Origin of the sequence: Phaeobacter sp. PT47_59, assembly GCF_028890025.1 — a bacterium.
GTDB lineage: Bacteria > Pseudomonadota > Alphaproteobacteria > Rhodobacterales > Rhodobacteraceae > Phycobacter.
Map to the genome: position 1 here is coordinate 34,724 of NZ_JARCJL010000020.1, position 26,692 is coordinate 61,415.

Annotated in this window: 24 protein-coding genes; 10 read left to right on the plus strand and 14 right to left on the minus strand. The window is 63.2% G+C overall.

The genetic code is table 11. The features are described from left to right. Nucleotides 1–4: 4 nt before the first annotated feature. The 7 genes from addA to regB form a co-directional block, all read right to left on the minus strand. Nucleotides 5–3,367 carry a double-strand break repair helicase AddA gene (gene addA, locus PXK01_RS16330; RefSeq protein ID WP_274860887.1) on the minus strand — a complete coding sequence of 1,121 codons (3,363 nt, stop codon included), beginning with the start codon at nt 3,365–3,367 and terminating at the stop codon, nt 5–7. Further along, nucleotides 3,364–6,300: a double-strand break repair protein AddB gene (gene addB / locus PXK01_RS16335; RefSeq protein ID WP_274860888.1), complete on the minus strand. Its 2,937-nt coding sequence runs from the start codon at nt 6,298–6,300 to the stop codon at nt 3,364–3,366. Before addB ends, addA begins: the two co-directional genes overlap by 4 nt. Then, nucleotides 6,293–6,988 (minus strand): nucleotidyltransferase family protein, encoded by a 696-nt coding sequence (locus PXK01_RS16340; RefSeq protein WP_274860889.1) that lies wholly within the window; start codon nt 6,986–6,988, stop codon nt 6,293–6,295. Before PXK01_RS16340 ends, addB begins: the two co-directional genes overlap by 8 nt. Continuing rightward, nucleotides 6,989–7,984 (minus strand): aminoglycoside phosphotransferase family protein, encoded by a 996-nt coding sequence (locus tag PXK01_RS16345; protein WP_274860891.1) that lies wholly within the window; start codon nt 7,982–7,984, stop codon nt 6,989–6,991. It lies immediately after the preceding gene. Next, nucleotides 7,981–8,457 carry a tRNA (adenosine(37)-N6)-threonylcarbamoyltransferase complex ATPase subunit type 1 TsaE gene (tsaE, locus tag PXK01_RS16350; protein ID WP_274860892.1) on the minus strand — a complete coding sequence of 159 codons (477 nt, stop codon included), beginning with the start codon at nt 8,455–8,457 and terminating at the stop codon, nt 7,981–7,983. Before tsaE ends, PXK01_RS16345 begins: the two co-directional genes overlap by 4 nt. A 77-nt stretch (nt 8,458–8,534) precedes the next feature. Continuing rightward, entirely contained in the window at nt 8,535–10,082 is a 1,548-nt protein-coding gene (locus PXK01_RS16355) for a PAS-domain containing protein (RefSeq protein ID WP_274860893.1), read from the minus strand. 88 nt (nt 10,083–10,170) lie between these two features. Then, nucleotides 10,171–11,568: a sensor histidine kinase RegB gene (gene regB, locus PXK01_RS16360; RefSeq protein WP_274860895.1), complete on the minus strand. Its 1,398-nt coding sequence runs from the start codon at nt 11,566–11,568 to the stop codon at nt 10,171–10,173. Between the two features lie 145 nt (nt 11,569–11,713). Between regB and PXK01_RS16365 the strand changes: the two genes are divergently transcribed. The 3 genes from PXK01_RS16365 to PXK01_RS16375 all read left to right on the plus strand — a co-directional run bounded on the left by PXK01_RS16365 (nt 11,714) and on the right by PXK01_RS16375 (nt 14,185). Continuing rightward, entirely contained in the window at nt 11,714–12,334 is a 621-nt protein-coding gene (locus tag PXK01_RS16365) for an SCO family protein (RefSeq protein ID WP_274860896.1), read from the plus strand. 81 nt (nt 12,335–12,415) lie between these two features. Continuing rightward, the gene (locus tag PXK01_RS16370; protein WP_274849640.1) at nt 12,416–12,970 is read left to right on the plus strand and encodes an ActR/PrrA/RegA family redox response regulator transcription factor; all 555 of its coding nucleotides are present in this window, start codon (nt 12,416–12,418) and stop codon (nt 12,968–12,970) included. A gap of 27 nt (nt 12,971–12,997) precedes the next feature. Continuing rightward, complete coding sequence (locus PXK01_RS16375) at nt 12,998–14,185, plus strand: glycosyltransferase family 61 protein (RefSeq protein WP_274860897.1); 1,188 nt, start codon at nt 12,998–13,000, stop codon at nt 14,183–14,185. Here the strand turns inward: PXK01_RS16375 and PXK01_RS16380 are convergent. The 5 genes from PXK01_RS16380 to tsaD all read right to left on the minus strand — a co-directional run bounded on the left by PXK01_RS16380 (nt 14,182) and on the right by tsaD (nt 17,850). Next, the gene (locus PXK01_RS16380) at nt 14,182–14,778 is read right to left on the minus strand and encodes an HD domain-containing protein (protein WP_274860899.1); all 597 of its coding nucleotides are present in this window, start codon (nt 14,776–14,778) and stop codon (nt 14,182–14,184) included. The genes PXK01_RS16375 and PXK01_RS16380 overlap by 4 nt on opposite strands. A 319-nt stretch (nt 14,779–15,097) precedes the next feature. Further along, on the minus strand, nt 15,098–15,520 hold the full coding sequence (locus PXK01_RS16385; protein WP_274860901.1) for an EVE domain-containing protein: 423 nt from the start codon (nt 15,518–15,520) through the stop codon (nt 15,098–15,100). Then, nucleotides 15,520–15,792, minus strand: coding sequence for a YciI family protein (locus PXK01_RS16390; RefSeq protein ID WP_274860902.1), 273 nt, complete (start codon nt 15,790–15,792; stop codon nt 15,520–15,522). The genes PXK01_RS16385 and PXK01_RS16390 overlap by 1 nt, the downstream gene beginning before the upstream one ends. Before the next feature lies 1 nt (nt 15,793). Continuing rightward, nucleotides 15,794–16,756, minus strand: a complete 963-nt coding sequence (locus PXK01_RS16395; protein ID WP_274860903.1) for an NAD(P)H-dependent glycerol-3-phosphate dehydrogenase — start codon at nt 16,754–16,756, stop codon at nt 15,794–15,796. After that, complete coding sequence (gene tsaD, locus PXK01_RS16400; RefSeq protein WP_274860905.1) at nt 16,753–17,850, minus strand: tRNA (adenosine(37)-N6)-threonylcarbamoyltransferase complex transferase subunit TsaD; 1,098 nt, start codon at nt 17,848–17,850, stop codon at nt 16,753–16,755. The genes PXK01_RS16395 and tsaD overlap by 4 nt, the downstream gene beginning before the upstream one ends. Nucleotides 17,851–17,923: 73 nt before the next feature. Here tsaD and PXK01_RS16405 point away from each other — a divergent pair, with 73 nt between their 5' ends. The 3 genes from PXK01_RS16405 (at nt 17,924) to PXK01_RS16415 (ending at nt 21,540) form a co-directional block, all read left to right on the plus strand. After that, on the plus strand, nt 17,924–18,673 hold the full coding sequence (locus tag PXK01_RS16405) for a uroporphyrinogen-III synthase (protein ID WP_274860906.1): 750 nt from the start codon (nt 17,924–17,926) through the stop codon (nt 18,671–18,673). 79 nt (nt 18,674–18,752) lie between these two features. Then, entirely contained in the window at nt 18,753–20,018 is a 1,266-nt protein-coding gene (locus PXK01_RS16410; RefSeq protein ID WP_274860907.1) for a hypothetical protein, read from the plus strand. Nucleotides 20,019–20,028: 10 nt separating this feature from the next. After that, nucleotides 20,029–21,540: a heme biosynthesis protein HemY gene (locus tag PXK01_RS16415; RefSeq protein WP_274860908.1), complete on the plus strand. Its 1,512-nt coding sequence runs from the start codon at nt 20,029–20,031 to the stop codon at nt 21,538–21,540. A 102-nt stretch (nt 21,541–21,642) separates the two neighbouring features. Here PXK01_RS16415 and PXK01_RS16420 read toward each other — a convergent pair whose 3' ends face one another. Together PXK01_RS16420 and PXK01_RS16425 are read right to left on the minus strand one after the other, a co-directional pair. Then, nucleotides 21,643–21,999 (minus strand): 5-carboxymethyl-2-hydroxymuconate Delta-isomerase, encoded by a 357-nt coding sequence (locus tag PXK01_RS16420; RefSeq protein WP_274860909.1) that lies wholly within the window; start codon nt 21,997–21,999, stop codon nt 21,643–21,645. 46 nt (nt 22,000–22,045) lie between these two features. Then, nucleotides 22,046–22,807 (minus strand): IclR family transcriptional regulator domain-containing protein, encoded by a 762-nt coding sequence (locus PXK01_RS16425; protein WP_274860910.1) that lies wholly within the window; start codon nt 22,805–22,807, stop codon nt 22,046–22,048. A gap of 89 nt (nt 22,808–22,896) precedes the next feature. On the opposite strand from PXK01_RS16425, the gene PXK01_RS16430 reads away from it, so the two are divergent. From PXK01_RS16430 to PXK01_RS16445, 4 genes are read left to right on the plus strand one after another with little or no spacing between them, the layout of a single operon-like run. Then, entirely contained in the window at nt 22,897–23,328 is a 432-nt protein-coding gene (locus tag PXK01_RS16430; protein ID WP_274849628.1) for a Rieske 2Fe-2S domain-containing protein, read from the plus strand. Continuing rightward, nucleotides 23,325–24,542, plus strand: a complete 1,218-nt coding sequence (locus PXK01_RS16435) for an aromatic ring-hydroxylating dioxygenase subunit alpha (RefSeq protein ID WP_274860911.1) — start codon at nt 23,325–23,327, stop codon at nt 24,540–24,542. The genes PXK01_RS16430 and PXK01_RS16435 overlap by 4 nt, the downstream gene beginning before the upstream one ends. Nucleotides 24,543–24,544: 2 nt before the next feature. Then, the gene (locus PXK01_RS16440) at nt 24,545–26,008 is read left to right on the plus strand and encodes a glutamine synthetase family protein (RefSeq protein WP_274860912.1); all 1,464 of its coding nucleotides are present in this window, start codon (nt 24,545–24,547) and stop codon (nt 26,006–26,008) included. 37 nt (nt 26,009–26,045) lie between these two features. Next, nucleotides 26,046–26,639: a hypothetical protein gene (locus tag PXK01_RS16445; RefSeq protein WP_274860913.1), complete on the plus strand. Its 594-nt coding sequence runs from the start codon at nt 26,046–26,048 to the stop codon at nt 26,637–26,639. The last annotated feature ends 53 nt before the right edge of the window (nt 26,640–26,692 follow it).

Sequence of the window (26,692 nt, forward strand, 5' to 3'; positions counted from 1 at the left end):
CTCGTCAAGGTTCCCCGCGCCGCGCAAAGGCCGCAGTCACAAGATCGTGCGGCAGGGGCATGAGGGTCGCATTGCGCGTCCATAGCAGGGCGGTTTCCACGGTTTTCTCCGGGTAGATCTGCGCCAGCGCCAGGGCATAGGCGCCCATTTGCCGCAGCAATCCTTCAGGGCAGGCGGCCAGGGTTTGCGGCACGGTGGCGTTGGATTTGAAATCCACTGCCAGAACCCTGTCGGCCCCGACGATCAGCCGGTCGATCACCCCATGCAGGCGCACCCCATCGATAGCGGCGGTGACAGGCACCTCGGCGAGCGTTTCCGGTGCAAACACATGGGCAAGATCGGGATTGCGCAGCACGGCGCTGGCCTCATCCAGAAGGGTCTCGGCGATCTCAGCCCCGTTCAGCAGCGCCTGTGCAAGAGCGGGCCAGGTTTCCTCGGGCTGGCCCGGCAGATGTTCCAATAGCAGGTGAAGGGCGGTTCCGCGCGCCTTGGCGGCCTCTTCCTCCAGCCCCAGATCGCCGGGCAGGGCCTTGGCGCCGCCTAGCTCCGATGGGCTGAGGGTCGCCTCGGGCGCCACATAGGCGGGCGCAGGGCGCGTGAACAGATCCGGGAGGGAAACCGCTTTGGTTTCGGGCGCATCGCGATGGACCAGCTCCAGCCCGTCCCAATCGCCATGCTGCATCCTGAGGCCCGGTCCGCCCGGCATATCGGCCTCGACCCCGCCGCCGGTCCGCAGGGCGCCTTCGACCATCTGGTACCAGCTATCGCCCTCTTTCGACAGCTCCCCGGCGCCGGCGACGATCAGCCACTTCTCAGCCCGTGTCAGAGCCACATACAACAGCCGCAGCCGTTCGTTGCGCTGCTTTTCCTGCGCGGCCTCGCGGGCGGCCCCCATGGCTGCTGGCATTTGATCCTTCGGCACCCGCCACAGCGGCGCGCCCTCGGCCACCATGATTTCGGCATCCATGGGCGGCTTGCGTTTGGCGGTGTCAGGCAGGATCACGATCGGCGCCTCCAGTCCCTTGGAGCCATGCACTGACATCACCCGGATCATATCGCCAGCCGCGCCCATCTGGCGTTTGATCTCCAGATCATCCGTCTGCATCCAGACAAGGAACCCGGTGAGGCTGGGAATATCCGTGCGCTCGTATGCCAGTGCCTGAGACAAAAGCGCGTTGATCCCGTCTTCCGCTTCGGGGCCCAGACGGCCGAGCAGTTTTTGCCGCCCCTTGTGCCGGGTCAGAACCCGTTCGATCAGGTCATAGGGGCGCAGGAAATCTGTCTGCCCGCGCAGATCGTCGAGGATCTCCATCGTCTCGGGAAAGTCTGCCGCCCGCTCCCGTAGGGCCGTCCAAAGATAGCTGCCCGGTTTGCGGCGATGAGCAAGGTCGAACAGCCTCTGCTCGGACCAGCCAAACAGCGGCGACTTCAGCGCGGCGGCCAGCGACAGGTTATCCTCGGGTGTTGCCAGGAAGGACAAAAGCGCGGCGATATCCTTCACCGCCAGTTCCGCGCCCACCTTCAGCCGGTCGGCCCCGGCGATGGGCAGGCGGGCTGCCTTGCAGGCGCGGATGATCTCGGAAAACAGCTCGGACCGGCGCTGCACCAGGATCAGGAAATCGCCTGCATGCACCGGGCGGCGCTGGAAGGTTCCGCGCGTGGGGCCGTCTTCGGGGATGGTGACCTTTTGATCGATCATCCGCTTGATCTCACGGGCGATCCGTTCGGCCAGGATCACCGTGTGATGGCGTGCGCCAGGCCGGTCCACGGGATCGGTCCAGTCGCGATCCTCTTCCTCGTCCAGCTTGTCCACCGCAGGCCAAAGATCCACCCGCCCCGGCAGGTCGGATTTGAAGGCGCGGTGCAGCGAGTCCTTGTGAAATCCTGCGCGGGGAAAGTCCTGAAATACCAGATCCACCAGTTTCAGGATCGCCGCCGAGGAGCGGAAGGAGAACTCCAGCGCCGCGTTCTGAAGGCCAGCGCCGGTTTCGGCCAGACGCTGCCCGAACTCTTGCTGCATCCGGTCAAAGGCATCCGGGTCGGCGCCTTGAAAGGAATAGATCGACTGTTTCTTGTCGCCGACGACAAAGATCGTGCGCTCCACCTCGGAGCGCGCCCCGGCACCGGAGGTGAACTCCTGCGCCAGTTTCTCGATCACATCCCATTGCACCGGGCTGGTGTCCTGCGCCTCGTCCACCAGGATATGGTCGATGCCGCCATCCAGGCGATAGAGCACCCAGGCCGCCACCGCCGGATCGTTCAAAAGGCCCCGGGCCTTCAGGATCAGATCATCAAAGTCGAGCCATCCGCGCAGCTGTTTGCGGCGCTCGTACTCCGGCAGGAACACGGAAGCAAAGGCGTGCAGATCCTCGGATTTATCCGCCGCCATCAAGGCGAGCCGTTTGGCGCGGGCATCCTCCACCCGCAGCATGAAGGGTTCAAGCCGATCCATCAGGTCGGGATTGTCCTTTTGCAGCTTCTTGGTCGGGAAGCTGCCGATCTTGGCGGTAAACGGCTCTTTGGCGCTGGCGCCTGTCAGGAAAACAGACTCTAACACGGGCAAATCTTCGATAGAGGGCGTGCCGATCCCGGCCAATTTCGCGGCGGCCTTCTGATCGTTTGTGCCGCCTGTCGCCAGCATTTCGCGGGTGCGGGTCAGCAGGTCAGCCTCACCGCCAAGGAACACCAAGGCTTCCAGTGTGGCGGCGTCAAACTGTTCGGGCAGGTCGAAGAGCCTCAGCAGGCCCGCGCGGTCCAGGGGGTCTGCAAACTCGGCGCGGCGCTGACAGATGGCGGCGGTCAGCTCGTCGAAATCGCTGCCCGCCACGTGGCGGGCGAGTGCATCGACCAGATGCGCCTCTGGCCCCTTGGCAATGTCCTCCACGATTTCGCCGCGCAACAGCGTGGCGGCGCGGTCTTCCATCTCGGCGAATTGTGGGCTGACGCCGGCCTCGAGCGGGAAGCGGCGCAACAGGGAGGAACAGAAGGAATGGATCGTCTGGATTTTGAGCCCGCCGGGCGTTTCGATCGCGCGGGCAAAGAGCGTGCGCGACTGCGCCAGCCCCTCGCCATGGGCCACATCGCCCGCGCCGAGATCATTCAGCGAATTGGCAAGCTCAACATCCTCGAGCATCGCCCATTCGCCCAGACGCTGGAACAGGCGGTTCTGCATCTCGCTGGCGGCGGCCTTGGTGTAGGTCAGGCACAGAATGTGCTGTGGCTGCACGCCCTTCAGCAAAAGCCGCGCCACCCGGTCGGTCAGAACCTTGGTCTTGCCCGATCCGGCATTGGCCGCCAGCCAGGTGGAGGAATCGGGCCGCGCGGCGCGAAACTGCGCCTCTGAGGCCGCATCGCGGGGAGCGCTCATGTCAGATCCTCCGGCTTGGGCATGTCACTGCGATCCCATTCGCCGTAGCGTGCCAGATGATCGTAATCCCCGGCAAAATCGTCCCGGTGCACCATGCGGCGGCTGCTATATCCCTGCGCAGGGTCGAAATAGGCCTCGATCAGCGTCTTGAGTTCGGACCAGACCTTGGCCGGAGGTTCATCGGCCAGCGGGGCGGGCACCTCCTTGATCGGGGATTTCAGGCCGATGAACACAGCGCGCTCCACCCGCGCCGCGCCATAGTCTGCAAAGGCGCCCTGTTCGGCCATGGCGGCCTCAATCAACAGCTGCTTGTCAAAGGAGCGCTGTTGTTTATCGGTCGGCGGATCACCGGTCTTGTAGTCGAACAGATGCAGGCAACCGCGCGCGTCCACGTCGATCCGGTCCGCCTGTCCTGTGATGTGGAAATCCAGCGGATCCAGGCGCACCGTGCCCTTCTTTTCAAACCCCGAGGGGAGCGCGGCGGCGCGTCGGGTCTGCTCACCGGCAACAAAGCTTTCGGCGATGCGGGCGATCCGGGCCAGCCACAGGCTGCGGGCGACGGGCCAGGGAACCTCGGCCTGCAATTGGGCGCGGGTGCGTTCGATCAGGATCTCAGGAGTCAGCAGATCTGGGTTGTCACGGCTGTCGCGGATGAAATCCTCGAAGACCTTGTGCACCACGATGCCTCGGAGCAGTGCATCGGGTTCGCGCATCAAGGGGTCCAGCGGTTTCAGGCGCAGCACGTGTTTGGCGTAGATCGCATAGGGGTCGCGGATCAGCTTCGGGATTTCCGTGATCGACAGCTGTCGCGGGCGGGCCGCAACTGGCGGGCGTGGAGCAGGGCGCTGGGCCGGATCGCTTGGCAGTGGTACCTCTAGCGCCGATGCCCAGTCCAGCCAGATCTGACCACGGGCGCGCATGGCGTCTAATGCTGCACGTCCGCCCTGATCCGGCAGGCCACGCAGCAGGTTTTGCATCCGGTTGAGCCAGCGCGACGGCACGGTATCGGCCTCTTCGGATCGCACGGCGCGGGTCAGCCAGACCTCGGGCGCGGCGACGGCTTGCTGGAAGTCATGCGCCGACAGACCGATGCGCCGCTCGGGCAGCAATAGCCCTGCCTTGTGGCGCATCTGGCGATTGAGCCAGGGATCGGGGCTGGCAGCCTCGGGCCAGCTGCCCTCTTTGAGGCCCGCAAGGATGACCAGATCGGCGCCCTGCACCCGGGCCTCCAGCGTGCCCCAGATCATGATCGAGCCATAGGGCGCATCGCGGTCGCGCACTTCTCCTTGTGCCAGAAGCGCACCCAAGAGATCGGCAAAGTCGCGCGCAGTCATCTCGCCGCCGTAATGGGCGTTGTCTTCGAGATCGGTAATAACCTCTAGCGCCTTCTGTCCCGCCTTCTTGTCCCAGAGGGTGCCACTGCCATCTGCCTGACTGCCCGTGGCGATGCCCTCGGCGCGTGCACGCAGGCGGGTGATCCAATCCGTCAGGGGCAAGGTGCCAAAGACGGTCTGAGCGGCGAAATGTTCACTCAGCCAATCGGCCCAGCCGGGCATCAACTCATGCGCGGCGGCATAGGCGGCAAAGCTGTCTGCATCGGGAAAGGGAGGACCATTGCGGCGCAGGTGCAACTCGTAGTCGCGGGTGTGGCGCAGATGTTCCCCGCGTGCGGCCTCTGGTCCGTCATGGGTCAGCGGGTGTTTCAGAAGTGTCAGCAGCCTGTCCGGTGTTAATTCGTGACAGAACAGCTCTGCCACATGGCGCAGGAAGCGGCCGGGTGGTGACAGTTGCAGAGGCTGGCCGGCGGAATCGTCTGGCAGGATGTCCCAGCGATCGAGAGCGGCCGAAACCTGCCGCGTCAGCATCCGGTCGGGTGTGATCAGGGCGGCACTCTGCCCGTCTTCGGCAGCCTGGCGCAGGCGCAGCGCGATGGTGAGCGCTTCGGCCCGCGGGTTTGGGGCCTCCACCAGCGTCACCGTATCCGTGGCGTGGTCGAGATCGGTCAGGCTTGGTCCCTCGCTCATCCAGGCGTCGGTGACGGGCGCCGGGCGCAGCGCCAGAGAAACCATCCGGTTGCGCGCCGGGAAAGGCGGGCTGTCCATGGTCCAGGGCTGCACATCACGGGGCGACAGCTCCAGATCCTTCATCAGCTTGTAGAAGCGGTACTGCGGGTGATCTTCCGATATCAGCGGATCGTCGAGCCCCGCCCAGACGCGGTCCGGCTGGTCGAAATCGAACCCGGGCAGCACCACGGCGCCCTGGGGCAGGCGGGCGATCGCCTCCATCAGCATTAGGGTGGTGCCGCGCGATCCGGTGGAGCCGGCAAGGATCACCGGGTGCTGCGGCGGGGCGATTTGCCATTGTTCGATCAGGCTCAGCACCACCTGCCGCTGCCGGGCTTCCTTATCCATGGCGTCATCGGTGCGGTCCACGAATTCATCGGCGATGGCAATGAACTGCTGCGCCCGCGACCAGTGATCGGAGAGGTCGGAAACGTCCAGATTGCGGATGATGTCCGTGCTGACGCCCTCGCTCTGCATTTCATCAAAAAGCGTCGCCAGGCTGTCGGAGAGATCGTAAAGCGAGGCGCGAGAGGCCAGATCCGGCTGCGCATCGAGCAGCTTGGCGATCAGCTGTGAGAGTTCCAACCTGCGGCGCAGGGCGGGCAGGGCCGGGGGCAGACCGCTGCGCGCCGCGCGCTGGGCCAGATCGGTCAGCAGCATCAGGCGCGGCAGCAGCAATGTGGGACCGGCATCGAACAGGCTACGCACCCGCCGCTGCATCCGAGCGGTGTTGACGATCACCTCGGCGCGGGCCAGCGCCTCGGGGGGCTGGCCCGCGCTGCGGGCGATCAGCCCATCGACCAGCGCGCGTGGGAAATCGACGCCGCAGGGCAGAGCAAAGACGCGGGGCTTGTCTTGGCTCTCAAACATGCGCACCTGCCAGCATTTGTTCGGCCAGGGTGATGCCTTCGGGATGGCCCACATCGCACCAGTGACCGGGGTATTCCAGGGCCACCAGGCGCCCGGCTTCGATCATAGGGTTCCACAGCAGGCGGGTGGAGAAGGCGGCCTCATCGATGGCATGCAACCCGTTTGTCTTGATGATCTGAACCCCGCCCCAGACCAGATCGCCGCTCCATGAAATACGCCCCGTGTCATCGGCCGAGAAATCGCCGCCACCTTGGCGCCCGACCGCGCGGGCCAGTGGCAAGCAAAGCATTAGACCATCCATCCGGACCGGATCCCAGGCGGCGCGCAGCATCTGAAACGGGTTGGGCCCGGCCCAGATCGCGTCCGAGTTTGAGGTATAGACCGGCCCATCGCCCAAGAGCGGCAGCGCATGGCGAAGCCCGCCGCCGGTATCCAGGATCGTGGGCTGTTCATCACTGATCAGAACACCCTGCGGCGCCAGGTGATCCTGCAGCATCGCAGCCTTGTAGTGGGTGTTGACGACGATACGCTCGGGATCAACCGCGCGGGCGAGATCCAGCGTGTGGTCGATCAGCGGCCGCCCGGCGACCGGGATCATCGGTTTTGGCATCTCACGGGTCAGCGCCTTCATGCGGGTGCCGAAACCGGCCGCATAGACCATCACGGAACGGGGAAGATCGCAGTCCATCTATCTGAGCCTATCCAGGTTTTCGGCGCTGGGCGCAGGCAATTCGTTGCGCAGCCAGTCTGACAGGGTTGCCAGGGCCGGGTGCTCCAACCCGCGCATGACATGCGCCCAGACGCGTGGGATCAGCTCCAGGTACTGCGGTTTTCCCATCTCCTGCGACAGCCGCGCAAAGATGCCAAGGATGCGGAGGTTGCGCTGCACGCCGATCACGGCATAGGCGGTGCGAAAGCCCGAGGCATCAACGCCGGATGCTTCGATATAGTGGTCGATCATCTGCATCTCGACCCCGGCGGGCACGTCACGACGCGCGTCCTGCAGAAGCGAGACCAGATCATAGGCCGGATGGCCGGTGCGCGCGTCCTGGAAATCGATGACGCCGACGCGGGCAATGCCCTCTCGCTGTGGCAGCCACAACAGGTTCTGGGCGTGAAAATCCCGATGTACGAAGACCATGTCGCCCTTGACGCTGTGGCGCAGGATGTCCTCGAACTGGTCCTCGAACCGATGGGTCAGAACCTCGTTCTCCTCTCCCAGGATGCCCGCACGGTAGGAGGTCATCACAAGGCTGGCCATTTCGGCCATCACACGCGGGCCAAGCGGGGCGAGATCCGGCACCGGCGCGCGATGCAGGGCAAGAAGCAGGTCGGTTGCCGCGCGGTAGAGCAGCATTTCCTGGCTCGGGTCGTCACGGATGACAGTGCTGAACAGTGCATCGCCCAGATCCTCGGTCAAGAGAAAGCCGTTTTCCGCATCTTCCGCCAGGATTTCCGGTGCGCTGACGCCTTGTGCGCGCAGATAGCTGTCCACCTCGACAAAGGGGCGGATGTCCTCGCCCTTCTCTGGTGGCGCATCCATCAGCACCAGGGTCTCCCCCTGCGCTGAACTGAGCCGTTCATAGCGGCGCATGGAGGCATCCCCGGCCAGCGGGCTGCGCGTCCAGCTGCCGTATCCGGCCTGCTCCAGGAAGGTGGTAATCAGCTCTGTTCTGTCTGTCATGGCAAGATCCGTTCCATCAGGGGCTGCCATTTCTTATCACCCCATTCGAGCGTCAACTGACGCGCGTTTTCGTCGTCGGGATCAAGGGCAAAGGTCAGATGCAGGGCATGGGCGGGGGTCAGCTCGGCCAGCCGGTCCGGCCATTCCACCAGGGTGATCGCCTCGTCAAAGGCGGTGATCAGACCAAGTTCCTCGATCTCGTCCAGCGAAGTCAGGCGGTACAGGTCCGTGTGCCAGAGTTCCCCGGCAGCCACGTCATAGGTCTGCACCAGCGTGAAGGTGGGAGAGGGCACATCCTCGGGGGGATCCTGCAAGGACTGGATCAGATGGCGGGCGAAATGGGTCTTTCCGGCGCCAATGGGGCCCTCCAGAAGCAGGCAATCGCCCGGGCCTACGGCCCCGGCGATCTTTTCCGCCAGTGCGGCGGTGTCTTCGGCTGTGTGGAGGGTGCAGGATGCAGGGCTTGTCGTCATGGCGACACAATGGCCTCGTGGGCCCGTCGCTGCAAGCGGGATTGCCCGGCGCATGGGGCGCCGGACGGGATTGCATCTCAGCTCTGATCAGTGATCGCGAAACGTTCCTGATCGGCGCGCGGCAGGCTGGCCTGCGGATTGCGGAAGCTGACCATGGTGGCGCCGTTCTGGATGCCGGTGACCTTACACATCAGCGGGGTGCCGTCGCGCAGCTTCACCTTTGCCCACCAGGGCTGACGTGTCTCGCTGGCGGCCACGAAATCGCGGATCTCGCCCCAGGCCGGCGTGGGAGCACAGGTGTCCTGCCAGACACGGCTGGCATCCATGATCGACACTTTGGCAAAGCTGGCATCGGGATCCATCTTCCAAAGACCGTGATAGGCGGTGTTGGAGAAGGTCATGGTGCCATCATTGGCAAAGACCGCGATGGCTTCGTCCATCTGATCCATGATCGACTGACCCATCTCCAGCTCGGAGCGGAACTGACGGGTGAGGGTCACCTCGGCGGTGATGTCCTCGAAGAGGAAGGCGATGGCTCCATCGGGATGCGGGCGGCCCGACACGGAGTAGACAGACCCCGACGGCAGCGACCATGTTTCCTGATAGCGGCCCTCGGCGGCGGCGGCGAGCAGCTCTTCGATCTGCTGGCGCCAGCTGGTATAGTCCTTCGGTTCCGGCATCATGCGCTGATCGCGCAGGCGGTCGAAAAAGCTCATCAGATTGGGGCGCGAGCTGAGGAAATCCGGCGACAGGGCGGTCAGATCGACCAGAACCGGGTTGAACAGAACCAGCTGACGGTTGCGGTCGAAGATCGCAAGACCGATGGAGAGCTGGGCGAATGTCTTTGCCAGGGTCTGCACGAAGTTGCGCTGGGCCACTTCGGCATCCACCACCGCGTTCACATCGACCGCATGGCACAGCCAGCCGGCCTCGGTTTCCGTGGTGGAGATATTGTACCAGAGCTGCTTATTGCTCTCGGGCAGCGGGATCGAGATCCGCTCGGGCTTGCCGCTGAATTTCGGCTTTTCAAGATTGGTGAACAAGGGGTCCGTCACGTCCGACTCGCGGCCGCGGATCTTGTGGATGAGGTTGTCATAGGCAAGGTTCGACCAGGTGATCGCGCCTTCGTCCGATTGCAGCCAGACCGGGTAGGGCGCCTGATGGACGGCGGCGCGCAGGGTGGTCAGCTCCTGATCCAGGGACCGGTTCTGCTCTTCCAGGGTGGAGCGGCGCAATTGCACGCGGGTGATCCCGTCGATCCATTCGCAGTGCGCTTCGCGGCTTTCGGCGGCGGCGGTACCCGAGAGGACCAGCGGGCCGACATCCTTCAGGAAACCGGGGGATTGCGGCAGGCCGGGATAGTTGCGGGCAAGCTGATCGCGCAGCATGTTCCAGCTGAAGCTTTCGGCATGTTCGCCGATGAACTTGCGCGCGCCCGATGACCATCCAATCAGAGTGGTGTCGTCGAACAGGAACACCGCATCGGTCCGCCCGTCACTGGACAGCAGGTCCTGCTCCAGCGATTTGCCGTGGGTGCCGGGGGACAGCCACCAGACCGCGACGGCTGCGGTTGCCGCACAGAGGGCTGCCAAAACCAACCATTCGATCGAAACGATGTTCTGCATCTTGTTCTGCCTTGCTAGCGTATCGTTTTACCAATGGTTCACCAATAATGGTTAAGCGAAGTTTAATTAGTTGCCAAAAAATGAATAGTTAAAATTCTATTCGTCTGTTTTCTCCGGTCGGAACGGCGTTCTCGCCGCGAATCGCGTCAACCTGAGCGCGAGGCCATACAACCTCAACGATAGCGCCGCGCCGTTCCTTCGGCAGGGCAAGGCCCGGCAGTGGGTTTGATCCATTGGTAAACCGTAAGGAAGCGCCGCTGCGTTCCAGCAGGGTCTTGGCGATGAAGAGACCCAGTCCCATGCCCTCGTAGGCGGGGCGCTGTCTGCGTTCCGAGGAACTGCGTCGCCGCCGCACAAAGGGATCGCCGATCCGCCCCAGCATCTGCGTGGGATAGCCGCGCCCGTTGTCGCTGATCGTGATGGTGATCCTGTCATCATCCCAGGCGGCATCGATCCAGACGGTGCTGCCCGCGAAATCCACCGCGTTTTGGATGAGGTTGCGCAGCCCGTGGATGATCTCGGGTTTGCGCAGGATCTTGGGCTGCTGCAGGTTGTCCTCGGCCAGCGGTGCTTCGTGGAAGATGATTGTCTTGCCGCGATTTACATGCGGCTCGGCGGCTTCGTGGATCACCGTGGACAGGGGCGCCTGACGCAGGTGCAGATCGTCTTTTCCGGCTCGTCCCATACTGCGCAGGATATCCCGGCAACGGTCGGCCTGTTCGCGGATCAGGGCGGCATCCTCGCGCAGGTCGGGGCGGTCTTCCAACTCGTCCAGAAGTTCGGCGCTGGTAAGTTTGATCGTCGCAAGGGGGGTGCCCAACTCATGCGCGGCAGCCGCAACCACACCGCCCAGATCGGTCAGTTTCTGTTCCCGCGACAGCGCCAGCTGAGTCGCGGCAAGCGCGTCGGACATGCTGCGGATTTCGGCGCTGATCCGAAAGGAATAGGCGCCGATGAACAGGATGGCGATGACAATGGCCGTCCAGTTGCCAAAAACGAAGATATCCGGAATGCGCAACAGGAACCCCTGTTCGGTGCGCAGGGAGATGTGAAACTCGGCCATCAACGTGACCAGAATGATCGCCGCTCCGCCGATGATCAGGGTCGATCGCAGCCCCATCATGGCAGCGGAAATCGTGACCGGCGCGAGGACCAGCAAGGCAAAGGGATTGTGCAGGCCGCCGGTAAGGTAAAGTAAAAAGGACAGCTGCAGCAGGTCGAAGAGGACCATGAGGAAGTTTTCAAATTCTGAAAGTCGCTTGTTCTCGGGGAACATCAAGGTGACGATCAGATTGCCAAGGATCGCGACCCCGACCGCGGCAAAGCACAGGATCAGTTCCAGCTGCAGCTTGTATATGTACTGGGCGACCAGGATCGCGGTGATCTGCCCGGCAAGGGCCACCCATCGCAGCAGGATCAGCGTTCGCAGACGAATCCAGTGGCTGCGCTCCTGGCCCTGCATCAGGCCAAATTGGGTCTCGCTCATCCGGGCCTCCTGATTTGCCGCACGTTATCACGATCACGCGCCATCGGCGGTGTGACGCCGTGCGCCAGTTGCATCGGCTGAGTTTCTTGATAGGTCTGGCGCCGCAAACGATCAACAACTCAACCCTGTCGCAAAGTGTGATCAAATGACCCGTCTCTACGCATTGCTTGCCGCCCTGTTCATCGCCGCCCTGGCCGGGGGCACCTGGTTCCTGACCCGACCGGGCGATAGTGACGACAAGTTCGCCCAGTGCCGCAGCAGCCAGATTGCCGGCGGCGCGGGTGCCATCGGTGGTCCCTTCGAACTGCTCAATGCCAAGGGCGAGACGGTCACCGACAAGGATGTGATCACCGAGCCCTCGCTGTTGTACTTCGGCTATACCTTCTGCCCCGATGTCTGCCCGCTGGATGTGTCGCGCAATGCCGAGGCGATCGATGTTCTGGCCGAGCGCGGCTATAGCGTGACTCCGGTGTTCATCTCTATCGATCCCGAACGCGACACGCCCGAAGTGGTGGGGGATTTTGCCTATAACATGCATGAGAAGATGATCGGTCTCACCGGCTCGCCCGAGCAGATCAAGGCCGCCAGCCAAGCCTACAAGACCTATTACAAGAAACAGGACGGGGACGAGGAGTATTACCTGGTGGATCACTCCACCTTCGCCTACCTGGTCCTGCCCGAGGAAGGCTTTGTGGAATTCTTCCGCCGCGACGACACGCCCGAACAGGTTGCTGACAAGATCGGCTGTTTCATCGACAACATGTAAGCCGTTCTGGTATTTGACCTTTGCCACCCGGCGTTTAATATCAAAAACAAGAATATGATGAACGAACGCGGAGGAGCGGTCATGGGCGAAGCGACGCAAAGGGACATCGGGCCGGACAAATCGCTTTTGTTGGTCGATGATGATGAACCATTTCTGCGGCGCCTGGCCAAGGCCATGGAGAAACGCGGTTTCGACGTAGAGACGGCTGGATCTGTGGCGGCAGGCAGTGCCATCGCCACCGCTCGCCCGCCTGCCTATGCCGTGGTCGACCTGCGGCTTGAGGATGGCAATGGTCTCGATGTGGTCGAGGTGCTGCGCGAAAAACGCCCCGATAGCCGGGTTGTGGTGCTGACGGGCTATGGCGCCATCGCCACCGCCGTGGCCGCGGTCAAGATCGGCGCGACGGATTACCTGTCCAAGCCTGCCGATGCGACGGATATCACAAATGCGCTTCTGGCCTCGGCCGATGAACTGCCGCCGCCGCCGGAAAACCCGATGAGCGCGGATCGCGTGCGTTGGGAACATATCCAGCGGATCTACGAGCTGTGCGACCGCAATGTCTCGGAAACCGCGCGACGGTTGAACATGCACCGGCGGACCCTGCAGCGGATCCTGGCCAAACGCAGCCCGAAATAAGCGGCGCATTCCACGGTAGGACGGCAGATGACAGAGCTTGGCACCGGACCAGAAGATCAACCGCTGCCGGGCGGTGGCTGGTCGGAACAGATCCTGACCCTGCAAGACGCCTGCGTTGTGCCCCCGGTCGAAAGCGCCCTCGTGCAGCAGGCCGGTGTCCTGAAGGCCGATGGGAGCTACTGTCCCGAAGCTGCGCTCTGGCGCAAGTTTCGCCCCATCACCATCGCGCCGGACCAGCCAGAGGAGATCAAGGAAACGATTTCCGGGCGCTGGCTGTGGGGCGGTGTGCTCTGGGTGCATTTCGGGCATTTCCTGGTGGAAAGCTCCTCTCGCCTATGGGCGCTGGCGCATCTCGATCAGCCGGTGGACGGGATCCTGTTCATCCCCAAGCGCCCCTCTGTCGGGGATGAAACGCACGGCTATCAGCATGAGTTCATCGATCTTTTCGCGCCCGGCCTGCCGATCCGCGTTGTCGCCGAACCGAGCCGGGTGGAGGAACTCGTGGTGCCGGGGCAGGGATTTGGCCTGGGGCAGATCACCCAAGGCACGCGCAAGTTCCGCAACGCGGTGCACAGCCGCTTTGCCCGTGATGTAAAACCCGAAGGGCCTGAGAAGATCTATATCTCCCGCTCCAAGCTTGGCCTCGGCAAGGGTGGGCTGCTGGGCGAAGAACAGATGGAAGAGCGGCTGCGCGCCGAAGGCTATGAGATCTTTCACCCGCAGGATCACAGCCTGTCGGAACAGCTGGCGCGCTACAAGGCTGCGAAACAGGTGATCGCTGCGGATGGGTCGGCGATCCATCTCTATGCCATGGTGGGCCGCCCGGATCAGAAGGTTGCCATCGTGCTGCGGCGGCGGTCGGGCGCGCACAACCTCCTGGCGGCCAACGTGGCGCATTTCTGCAAGTGCACCCCGCTGGTGATCGGCGGGTTGAGGACCGAATGGGTGCCCAAGGACAAGCCAAAATCCAGCCGCAACAGTTTTGGCGAGATTGATCATTCGCTGATCGGACGGGCCCTGGCGCAACACGGGTTCATTTCACCCGATGCCAAATGGCCGGTGCTGAGCGATAAAGAACGCAGCCAGATCCTGTTGGACAAGGGGTTTGGCGGCGGGGACCGTTTCATCGAATCGCCCGAGTTCAAACAGCAAAGGGTCCGAGAGGCGCGCCGGACCCGCCGCGCCCGGCGCGAGACAAAAAGCGCAGAGGTCTAGATCTGCGCCAGAAGCTCTGCGTGGCGGGCCACGAAATCACGGCGCACCTCGACCGGCGGGCGCAGGTGAATGGAAAGGTCGCCGATGACCTGCTGATCCACGCGGCCAAAGAACTTGTTGGCTTCGGCTTCCGAAAACCCCGCGATCTGCACCGCTTCCATCCAGGCGCTGATCTTGTCGGCGCGTTTGATCTTGGACTTGATGGTCTTGGGCAGGGCGGCGGGCAGGCCAAAGCGCACGTGGATTGCCGTGGTCAGCCGCTGATCCAGCTCTTCATAGCCGGGGCCGACCGCGGCCTTCACCGGGGAAATCATGTCGCCGATCACATATTCCGGCGCATCGTGCAGCAATGCGGCCAGGCGCCATTTCACCGGCACTTTGGGGTAAAGGCGGGTGAACAGGGTTTCGACCAATAGAGAATGCTCAGCCACGGTATAGGCAAAATCGCCCTGGGTCTGGCCGTTCCAACGCGCCACAAAGGCCAGCCCGTGGGCGATATCTTCGATCTCGATATCGACGGGGGTGGGGTCCAGAAGGTCAAGGCGGCGCCCGGACAACATGCGTTGCCAGGCGCGGACGGGTTTTGGGGGCATCGGGTGAATCCGGGTCTTGCGGCGATTTTGCCCCTGCCTATCCGCTTGGCGCGCGCGGCGCAAACCTTCAATGGCGCGGTCAATGGTTTGGTGCAGATCGCCTCAATACCCGTCGTATTTTAAAGGTATTGTCCGGTCTATTCAGTTGCGCGATCCAGCGCCTTCGGGCTATCAAGGGATCAACCCGCCAGGAAGGCAGGAACCGAATTTCTCATACGCGTGTGGTGGCTACGGAGCACGCGGGGTGAAGGGAAGGTCCTGCTTTCACAGGGTCTTCCCTTTTTCGGTTTATGGGCTGCGTTTCGGGCGTGAAACGGGTTCACTCGGCGTTCGTGCCGCCCAGGGCACAGACCACGCGCCATTCCTCATCCGTGACAGGTTGCACCGACAGGCGAGAGCTTTTGACCAGCGCCATCTCGGCAAGGCGCGGATCCGCCTTGATCTGCGCCAGGGAGACGGGGTGTTCAAAGGATCGGATCGCACGGATGTCCACGCAGTCCCAGCGGTCGTCGTCACTTGTGCTGTCGGGATGCGCCTCGGCACAGACCTCGACGATACCGACCACGGATTTCTCCTTTTGAGAGTGATAGAAGAAGCCGCGATCGCCGAGTTTCATCTGCCGCATGAAATTGCGCGCCTGGTAATTGCGCACGCCGTCCCATTCCTCCCCCGCGTCTCCCTTGGCTTGCTGATCTTGCCAGCTCCAGGTCGAGGGTTCGGATTTGAACAGCCAATAGGCCATCAGCCGACGACCTTTTTCCAGGTGATCAACTCGACCGCTTCAAACAGGCCCGCCTTGTTGTAGGGATCATTCGCGGCCCAAGTCTCGCCCGCGGCCATGTCTTCCACATCCAGGATGATCAGCGATCCGACCATTTCGCCGTTCTGGTCCAGCAAGGGCCCGGCCTGCGCCACGGCTCCGGTCTCGTCGATATAGGCCAGATGCGCGGCGCGATTCGCCTTCCGGGTTTCCAGGTGGCCAGGTTTATCGCGTGCAATCAATGCAATAAGCATTTCATTCCTCTTTCAGTGGTCGTGACAGCAGTTGAGCGGTTGCGTCCTGGATCGTCAAGTCACCATCGAGCAAGCCCACGACAGTGCTTGTGATCGGCATGTCGAGGCCCATCGCGGCGGCCTTGTCGGCGGTGGCGCGGGCGGTGGCCGCCCCTTCGACTGTAACCGATGGATCGAAGGTGTCGCCCCGCCCGATGGCAAGGCCAAGCTGGTAGTTGCGCGACAGTTCCGAACTGCAGGTGAGTGTGAGATCACCAAAGCCCGACAGCCCTGCCAGGGTTTCCGCACGGGCGCCGCAGGCCAGCGCCATGCGCTGCATCTCGGCATATCCACGGGTCATCAGGGCGGCGCGGGCGCTTTCGCCCAGACCCGCACCGATCACAGCACCGCAGGCGATGGCAATCACGTTCTTCAAGGCGCCACCCAGTTCCGCCCCAACGGTATCGGTGGTGCGATAGAGGCGCAGGTTCGCCGTGGTCAGCTCTGCCTGCAAGGAGGCGCCCAGATCGCGGTCCTCGCAGGCAAGCGTCAGCGCGGTGGGCAGGCCGCGTGCAATATCGGCGGCAAAGCTGGGACCGGTCAGCAGCGCAGGCCGGGCATCCGGCAGGCAGTCGCGAATGACCGCAATGGGGCCAAGTCCTGTCGACAGTTCAATCCCCTTGCAGCAGGCCACAAGGACCTTTCCCTGCAGAACTGCGGCGTTGTCTTTCAGCAGGCTGCGCAGCTTCTGCATCGGAACGGACAGAAGGATCGTGTCTGCCGTTGCGGCCTCGATCAGATTGGAGGTAACGCGCAGGTCTTCCGGCAGATCGACACCGGGCAAGCGCGCGTCATTGCGGCCACTCTGTGCCATTTGATCTGCATGGGTCGTGCTGCGGGCCCAAAGGGTGACCGGCCCATTGCCCGCCAGCGAAATGGCAAGCGCCGTGCCAAAGGCGCCGGCACCGAGAACCGAAACGCTCATGCCTTGGCCCCCTTCTTGCCCGATCCGATCAGGGCGGGGCTGGTCTGATCCAGCGGCCAGCGCGGGCGGGCGGTCAGATCCAGCCCATCGCGGGCGCCGGATTTGAACCGCTCAAGTCCGGCATAGGCAATCATCGCGGCGTTATCGGTGCACAGGCGCAGGGGCGGCGCGGTGAAGGCGGCGCCCGCATCGGCACAGACTGTCTGCAAGGCGGCACGGATGGCGGTATTGGCAGCGACACCGCCGGCCACGGCAACGGTCGGAGTGGCCGGGTTTTCCTCCATGTAGATCGTAAGCGCGCGGCGGGTCTTCTCGGCCAGGGTGTCGACCACGGCGGCCTGGAACCCGGCGCAGAGATCGGCCCGGTCCTGCCGCGTCAGCCCGCCCTTTTCAGCAACGATCTGATCGCGCATTCGCATCAGCGCGGTTTTCAGGCCGGAAAAGGACAGGTTGCAGTCAGGCCGATCCAATAGCGGACGCGGGAAGCGGAAGCGTTTGGGATCTCCGGTTTCCGCCTCGGCCTGAACCGAGGGGCCACCGGGCTGCGGCAGGCCCAACAGCCGCGCGGTCTTGTCAAAGGCTTCGCCCGGAGCGTCATCAATGGTGCCGCCCAGACGGGTGAAATCCTCATGGCCGCGCACGATCAGATATTGGCAGTGTCCGCCGGACACCAGCAGCATCAGATAGGGAAAGGCAATGTCATCGGTCAGCCGCGGCGTCAGCGCATGGCCCGCCAGATGGTTTACCCCGACCAAGGGCAGGCCAGTGGCAGCCGCGATCCCCTTGGCGCACATCACACCGGACATGACGCCGCCGATCAGGCCGGGACCTGCGGTGACCGCGACGGCGTCCAGATCCTGAAAGCTGACGCCCGCCTCTTTCAGCGCCTCGATCACGCAGAGATCCAGCTTTTCCGCATGGGCGCGGGCGGCGATTTCCGGCACCACACCGCCATAGGCGCTGTGCAGCTCGGTCTGGCCGAAGACGACAGAAGAGAGAACCTCGGCCATATCCCCATCGGATTGGCGCACCACGGCGGCCGCGGTATCGTCGCAGCTGCTTTCCAGTCCGAGGATCGTCAGGCTCTGTGTCATATGGCTACCGTTGCATCAGCTCCGCGCCGCAGCTACCACCTATGACAGCCGCAAACAATCCCGGGAGCGTGACGTGAGCGATGCGAAGACCAGCCCTGCCGTGGGCCTATTGATGACGCGCCCCCTGGCTTCGGCGCGCCGCTTCGTGGCCGATCTGCCCGCTGAAACCCCTGCGCAATTGGAGGTGATCTACAACCCGCTGATGGAGATTGAGGTCATCCACGGAGAGATCGATGCATCGGACACTGCCGGGCTGATCTTTACCTCTGGCAATGGTGTTGCGGCGGCCAAAGGGCGTGTCCCGGTGGATCTGCCCGCCTATTGCGTCGGTGCCCGCACCACGGCAGAGGCGGGCGCGGCGGGCTGGTCCGCGCAAAGTGTCGGCAGAACGGCAGAGGAGTTGATTGAGGCCCTGAAGGACCTGCGCCCGGAATGCCCCCTGTTGCACCTGCATGGGCGCCACACGCGCGGGGATGTGGCAGATCGCCTCGCCGCAGCGGGGCTGCCGTGCCGGGGTCAGGAGGTCTACGATCAGATCCTCTTGCCGCTGAGTGATGAGGCAAAGCGCGCATTTCGCGCGCAGACAAGGCTGATCGTGCCAATTTTTTCGCCCCGAACTGCGCGGCATTTCGCCGAGATCTGCCCGGATGCGTCGAATTTGCATTTGATTGCGTTCAGTCACGCGGTGGAACAGCCCCTGAAAGCCTTGAACTGCAAGGACTTGCAGGTATGTACATCGCCGGAAGCCGATGCCATGGCTGCACTGGTTCGTGATGCCGCAGCCCGGCTGGTTCGGGTTGAGGGTGCTGCGCGCGGGCAGTAGTGTCGCGCATGGATTTGAGCGACAACGCTGCGAGAATCGTACGAGACTTGAGGCGGTGTTATTTGAGTGGGAGGTCGACGTGGCTGAGAAGAAAACTCCGGATGATGGAACGGACGCGGAGATCGTCGATGTCACGCCGCCCGAGGATGGCAAAACGGACGTGCCGGATCCGGTTGACAGCGCAGAGGTGAGCGTCGTTGAGGCTTCCGAAGCCGAAGCCGAAGCCGAAGCCGAAGCCGAAGCCGAAGCCGAAGCCGAAGCCGAAGCCGAAGCCGAAGCCGAAGCGACCGCAGAGCCAGAGCCTGAAAACACCACGCCCGCCCAGCCTGAACCGCAACAGGTCATCGAACGTGTCGTGGAAAAACGCGGTGGGTTCGGCGCCGCTCTGCTTGGCGGAGCTGCCGCAGCGGTTATCGGTTTTGTGCTTGGTCAGGGCGGCGTGTTGGATGCTGTCCTGCCGTCCAGCCTGAAAACGCCCACCGTGGATGTTGCCGCGATTGAGGCACAGCAAGCTGCGCTGCGCTCTGATCTCGATGCCTTGCAGTCCCAGGTTTCAAATCTCGCTATCCCGGATCTGGCACCGCTCAATGCGCGCCTAGAGGCTCTTGATGCGGCTCTTGCTGCCGCCGCTGAAGCTGCACCGCAAAGTGATACCCTACAGGCAGAGCTTGCGGCGATCACCGACCGGCTGGCCGCGCTGGAACAGCGCCCGATCGCCGATGCCGGATCTCCGGAAGCGATTGCCGCCGTGGATGCACAGCTGGCGAAATTGCAGGACAGCCTTGCCGCGCAGCGCGCCGAGGTGGAACAGATGCTGGCAGAGGCGCGCCAGATGGATGCCGCCAGCGCCGAGGCCGCGCGCATTGCCAGCGCCCAAACAGTCCTGGCGCATCTGCGCTCCGCTCTGGACAATGGCAGCGGTTATGCGGCCCTGATCGCTGAACTGCAGGCCCTGAACGTGACCGCCCCGGATGCGCTGACCGGCCCGGCAGAGAGCGGCGTGGCTACCCTCACCGGCCTGCGCGACACATTTGCCCCCGCCGCACGCACCGCCCTTGCCGCAGCACGCGAAGAGGCCAAGGGCAGCGGGACTGTGATGGACTATGTCAAGCGCCATCTGGGCGCACGGTCGGTTGCGCCACGGGAAGGCGATGATCCGGATGCGGTGCTGTCCCGCGCGGGTGCCCTTGTCGATCAGGGCAAGATCGCTGCTGCGCTGTCGGAACTTGACGCTCTGCCCGACACTGCCCGCGCGGCTCTTTCCGATTGGGAGGCCGCTGCCCGCAGCCGCATCGCAGCGGTGTCTGCCGCCGCCGAGCTTTCCCGTAGCCTGAACGCCAAATAGGGACCCTGCCATGCTCTGGTCACTGCTGAAAATCCTCGTCTTTGTTGCAATCGTCGCGCTTCTGGCCCTGGGCGCCGGGATCCTGATGGAAACCGCCGGCGGGGTGCAGATCACCGTTGCGGGCACGGAATACACCCTTGGCGCGCTGCAATCGGTGATGGCCCTTGTTGTTCTGGTGCTGCTGGTCTGGCTGTTCTTCAAGCTCTTGTCGCTGCTGGTCGCCACGCTGCGGTTCCTCAATGGGGATGAAACCGCGCTGTCGCGCTATTTCGACAAGGGGCGCGAGGCGAAGGGCTATCAGGCGCTGTCGGACGGGATGATGGCGCTGGCCTCGGGCGAGGGGCGTCTGGCGCTGGCCAAGGCCTCGCGCGCGGCGCGCTATCTGGAAAAACCCGAGCTGACCGATCTCCTGACCGCCCAGGCTGCCGAAATGGCCGGGGACACGAAGAAGGCCGCCGAGGCCTACAAGCGGCTTCTGGGCAATCAGAACACGCGCTTCGTCGGGATCCGTGGGATCATGAAGCAGAAGCTGTCGGATGGCGACACCGATACCGCCCGGCAACTGGCCGAAAAGGCGCTGGCCCTGCGCCCCAAGCACGAAGAGGTGCAGGATACGCTGCTGCACCTGCAGGCCCGGGCCGAGGATTGGGCAGGCGCGCGCAAGACGCTTGCGACCAAGCTGAAGACCGGTACCCTGCCGCGCGATGTCTTCAAGCGGCGTGACGCGGTGCTGGCGCTGTCGGCCTCCAGGGGCGTGATCGAAAAAGGCGCCACGATTGAACAACAGGAACAGGCCATCGAGGCCAACCGCCTGTCCCCCGATCTGGTGCCTGCCGCCGCCATGGCCGCCCGCGCCTATATCGCGCGGGACAAGACCCGCAACGCGGTGCGGATCCTGAAAAAAGCCTGGGAGGCGCAGCCGCACCCGGATCTGGCCCATGCCTTTGCCGAGGTGGCGCCGACTGAGTCCGCTGCCGAGCGCGTGAAACGCTTCGGCCAGCTGGCGCGGTTGAAACCTCATGACGAGGAAACCCGTCTGGTGATGGCGGAACTCAATATCGTGGCCGAGGACTTCCCCGAGGCGCGCCGGGCGCTGGGCGATCTGGTCGAGCGCGCACCGGATGCGCGGGCCTTTACACTGATGGCGGCGATCGAACGCGGCGAGGGCGCCTCGGATGCGGTGGTGCAGGGCTGGCTCACCCGGGCGCTGAATGCGCCACGCGGCCCGCAATGGATCTGCGACAGCTGCAATCACATCCACGCCGAATGGGTGCCGGTCTGCGAAAACTGCAGCAGTTTCGACACTCTGAGCTGGCGCCGACCGGAAACCCCGGAGATCGCCAGCGCAACCGGCGCCCATATGCTGCCCCTGATCGGGAGCCGTCCACCCGCAGACCGCCCAGACGACATGCCCGAGGCAGAGCTGATCGCGCCGGATATGGCGGAAACCGAGGATCAGGTCTCGGAAGATGAGACCGATCCCGCCGCTGAAACAGCGCAAGAGGCGGATCAGAAAGGCTAAGAAGGGCTGTTCTCTATGGGCAGGGCGAGGCAGATCCGGTGATCGCTTTCCCCTGCCGGATCGCCATCCTTTCCTCGCCGGGCGACGGGTTGGAGGATCAGACTATCCGGGATGTTGAGGAAGCAGTCGCTTCTTGTAGGCATCGGGATCCATGTCCCGAATGTCGACGCTGATACTGCCCACTGCCGGAAAACGGTGATCAAACTGGTCCCGGATGAGCGTGGCGAGCCGCTCTTTCTGTTCGGGCGTCCGTCCGGCAAGCAGTTTGACGGTCACATGTATGAAGCTCTCGCAGCCGTCTGCTGCCAGAAAATCTTCAAAGGCATGCAGGCGAACCTTGATGTCGTCACGCTTCATAACACCCGAGATCTCACCGCAGTGAACCGCCAGATCCAATGCGGCGCGCCGGTCTTCGGGGGTCACGATTGCGTTGCCATGTTCGATAATGAGATGCGGCATCGTTATGCTCTCCTGTTGCAAGGCGTATGATCAGTGGATCCTGAGGTTAGGAAAATATCGACAGGCGGCGAAGCGACATGGCGGCCTGGCGCAGGATGTCCAGGGTCTGCTCCAGATCCTCCGGTTCGGCAAATCTGTTCAGCGAAGTGGTGGTGCCGACCACGGCCGCGCTGCCATTCAGCATCCCCACCGGAACGGCCGCCGCGGCGGCGCCGACCTCGAACTCCTCCTGCAGGAAGCAGAAGCCCTGCCGGGCGCATTGCGCGATATCTGCGCGGACCTTCTCCGGGTCGGTTTCCGTCTTTTCCGTGTATTGCACCGGGGCGAGCCGCTCAAAGATCCCGTCAATGATATCGGGGGCACAGCCGCCCAGGCTCATGCGCCCCACCGCGGTGTGCAGCAGTGGCAAGGCGCTGCCGACCGTAAACCCCAAGGTGACGCGGGCCACGCCGTTGCGGGACTTGGCCACATAGATCGCACGATCCCCGTCCCGTACGGCCAGGGACACTTCGGCGCACAAGTCCTGGGAAACCTGGTCCAGCAGAGGTTGAACCGAGAGACCGATGTCGTTTGCCGCCAGATACCCGCCAGCAATCGCCAGGATTTTTGGGGTCAGGCTCAAGCCTTGTTCACCCTTGGTGAGAAAGCCTGTTTCCACAAGGCTGAGACACAGGCGCCGCGTGGTGGCCCGGTCAAACCCGGTCATCTTTGAGATCTCGGCCATGGTAAAGCTGCGCTGGCTGGCCTCAAAACAGGCCAGAACCTGCAAGCCTTTGGAAAAGGTCGATGCGCTGCCGTGTTGTCTCATGTTGGGTGTCTCATGTTGACAATTCCGCCCTGCGTGCCATACGTTCAATATGTGACCAACAGTTCGAATAACGCACAGGTGTTAGCCATATGCCCGCCAAAACCATTGTCGTCAACTCCAGTCGGCTTGCCTCCGATTGGGCGTATATCGCAAATCGGTCAGATCTTGTCAGCCCTCGCCCCCTGTTGCCGGTCACGATTGACTCACGCCCCTATGTGCTTTTCATGGATGAAGAGGGCGAGTTGGGGCTGATCGGGCGCCATTGTCCGCACCGCGGGGCGGACCTGTGCTACGGGCGTCTGGAGAATAACGGCATCCGCTGTCCTTTTCACGGCTGGCATTTTGATCGCACCGGCCAATGCGTGGAAACACCGGCGGAACCGGAGGGATCGAAGATGTATCGGGCGATCAAGACGCCGATGGTGCCGCTTTACGAGCAAAACGGCGCGATCTATGCCTATGTTGGTGAGGGGGAGCCGACGGAACCCTTCAACCTGGAACACGCGGAGACGGTGCAATGATTCCCCAACAGCTCAACGATCAACTGACCCGCGTCGGCACTGGCAGCGCGGCCGGTGCGGTGTTGCGGCAATACTGGCAGCCGGCCTGTCTGATGGACGAGCTTTCTGAAGGCAAACCGGTGCCGGTGAACCTTCTGGGAGAGCGTCTGGCCATGGTGAAAACCCCTTCCGGGGACTGGAGCCTGGTGACGCGCAAGGCGCGCCCCGACGAACGCCCGACCTACCATCCGGAGCAGGTCGAGGTGGACCCCGATGGTCCGGTCTATCCGGTTCACGAAAAGCGCGGGATCATGTTTGCGTTTCTTGGCGAGGGCGCGGCGCCGGAGTTTCCCAATTTCGACTGTTTCCGCGCGCCCGACAGCCATGTCTTTGCGTTCAAGGGGCTGTGGGAGTGCAACTGGCTGCAGGCGCTGGAGATCGGCATTGACCCGGCCCATGCTAGTTTCCTGCACCGCTTCCTTAAGGACGAGGACCCCAAGGACAGCTATGGCAAGCAGTTCCGGGACACGGCGGCCGATTCCGGGATACCGATCACCCGAGTGCTGCGCGAATACCCGCGCCCGGAAATCACCGTGGATGAAACCGACTACGGGCTGAAAATCACCTCGCTGCGCCACATGGAGGGGGATTTGACCCATGTGCGGGTGACCAATGCGATCTTCCCCGACGCGATCTGCATCCCGATGAGCCGCGAAATGACGATCACCCAGTGGCATGTGCCGGTCGATGACCACAATTGCTATTGGTACACCATGTTCACCAGCTTCGACCAACCGGTGAACAAGGAACTGATGCGGGAGCAGCGCCTGGCCGAGCACGACCTGCCGGAATACAGGCCGGTCAAGAACAAGGCCAACGACTACCACTATGACCCCGCCGAGCAGGAGGTACTGACCTATACCGGCATGGGATTGGATATCAATGTCCACGATCAATGGGCGGTCGAGATGATGGGCAGCATCCAGGACCGGACCCGCGAACACCTGGGGCGCAGCGACGTGGCGATCATTCGCAACCGCCGCCTGCTGCGCAAGGCGATGGCCGCGCTGGAAAGTGGCGATCTGGGGTCTCTTCCGATGCAGGACAGTGCCGCAGCCGGTATCATTGGCCCCCTGTCCAATGACGCCATCGCCAGCACCGAAGACTGGCAGGGCGCCAGCTGGCAGGCGGATATGGAACGCCGCAAGGACTGCCCCTGGGACGCGACCGTTTGACGATGGTAAACTCACATCTGGACAAAATCAGATCGGGGGCACTGGCGCGGGCCGGTGCCCTTTGCGATGCGCAGGTGGAGCAGGCCGCAAACCTGGTTGCAGAGTATGAGGCCGACGGTGTTGAAACCGTGCGCCTGCTCTTTGCCGATCAACACGGAATCTTGCGCGGCAAGACGGTTGTCACCGCGGCACTGGCTTCCGCCTTTGCCAGCGGCATTGGCATGCCCTCGACCCTGCTTCTGAAGGATACGGCGCATAAAACCGTTTTCCCGGTCTGGAGCGATGATGTCTCGGTCGGCGATATGGCCCTGCAGGGCGCCAGCGACATTCTTGCGGTGCCGGACCCGGCAACCGCCTGCCCGGTGCCATGGTCGCCCCATTCGCGGATCATTCTCTGCCGGGTGCTGGATCGGGAATTGACCCCGGTGACGTTTTCCTCGACCCAGGTTCTGGGCACGGCGATCTCCGGTCTGCAGGCGCTGGGCTTTTCCGCCGTGATGGGGCTGGAGACCGAGTTCCAGGTTTTCGAGCGGGTCGATGACGGGCTTGACCATCGCCAGGCCACCATGCCGCCCTCGGCGGTCACCACCCGCAACATCAATGCCGGATGGCAGTTCCTGACCGAAACCCGCTATGGCGCGGCCGAAGCCCTGCTGGATGACATTCGCCGCACAGCGCAGCAAATGGGGCTGGCGCCACGCACGGTTGAGATCGAGATGGGCCCAAGCCAGTTCGAATTCACCTTCGATCCCTCCGACCCGATGGCGCAGGCGCACCGCTATGTGCTGTTTCGCACCATGGTGAAAGAGGTCTGTCACCGGCGCGGTCTGCACGCCAGTTTCATGGCCAAACCGAAGCTGCCCAATGCCGCAGCCAACGGCTGGCATATCCATCAGTCGCTGTTGTCCAATGACAGTGGCGAGAATGTCTTCATGCCGGATGAAACCGGTGCATTGACGCCCGAGGCAGCGGCCTGGATCGCCGGGCTTCTGGACAATGCGCCGACCTCTTGCCTGATGACCACGCCGACGGTCAATGGGTACAAACGATATGCGCCCTTCCAGCTGGCCCCCAACCGGGTGGCCTGGGGACGCGACAATCGCGGTGCCATGGTGCGCGCCCTGTTGACGCCGGGCGACAGGGCCAGCCGGGTGGAAAACCGGGTCGCCGATTCCACCGTGAACCCCTATTTCGCGCTGGCCTCCCAGATCATCAGCGGATCGGATGGCCTGCGGCGCGGTGCTCAGCCCCCGGCGCCCACGGCCTCTCCCTATGCCGAGGATGCCGCGCGACTGCCGCAAAGCCTGATCGCCGCCGTCGAGGCGATGGAAGGGAGCGCACTTTACAAGGAGACGCTTGGGGAGAGCTTTGTTACCTATCTCACTCATATCAAGAAGGCAGAGTGGGAACGGTATCTGATGACCGTCTCCGAGTGGGAACAGGATGAGTATTTCAACCTCTACTGATCACCCGCCGACAGGAGCAGACTCCCTGTGCGCCACAATGGCCGTGGCCTTCGAAGAGACGCTGGACGGGTATTTTCCTTTGCGGGAAAGCCTGCGCCAGATGTTGCAGCGCAACGATTGCGCGGCGGCGCTGGTGTTTGTTCTTCACGCCCCGGCGATGGAAATCCCCGGCTTGCCGCCGGAAGATCCGGTGCCGCTCTATATCACCCAAGGGTTCGGCTGCCTGGTCAGACAGATGGCCCTGATGGTTCGGTTGGACGCGGATGATACGGTGGTCAGCGGCGTTGCGGATTGGACTTGGTGGGGTGGTCATCGTCCGGATGACCGGTGTTTTTCGGATATGCACCGCTTGGCCGAACCTGCCTTCCTGCGCGGCTTCAAACTGCCAGGTGTCAATGGGCTTTCGCCGTCACATGACGGGGCACCCTTGGGTGATACCGATGTGGAGATCCAGGCCAACCTTGTTGAGGGACAGATCCTGCGCGGTCGCGTTCGCGCGGAAGGGCGCAGGATCTGTCTGGACACCGCACAGCCAGCGACCGAGGCGGCTCCCGCGGCCACGGCGCGTATAACCTGCGGCCCGGATCTGCTTCAACGCCGGATCCTTGGCGATGTGCTGTCGGAACTCTGAGCCGGTCTGAACGCCCTCCCGGATGGCCCAAGCAAAGCGCGCCTGGTTAGTAA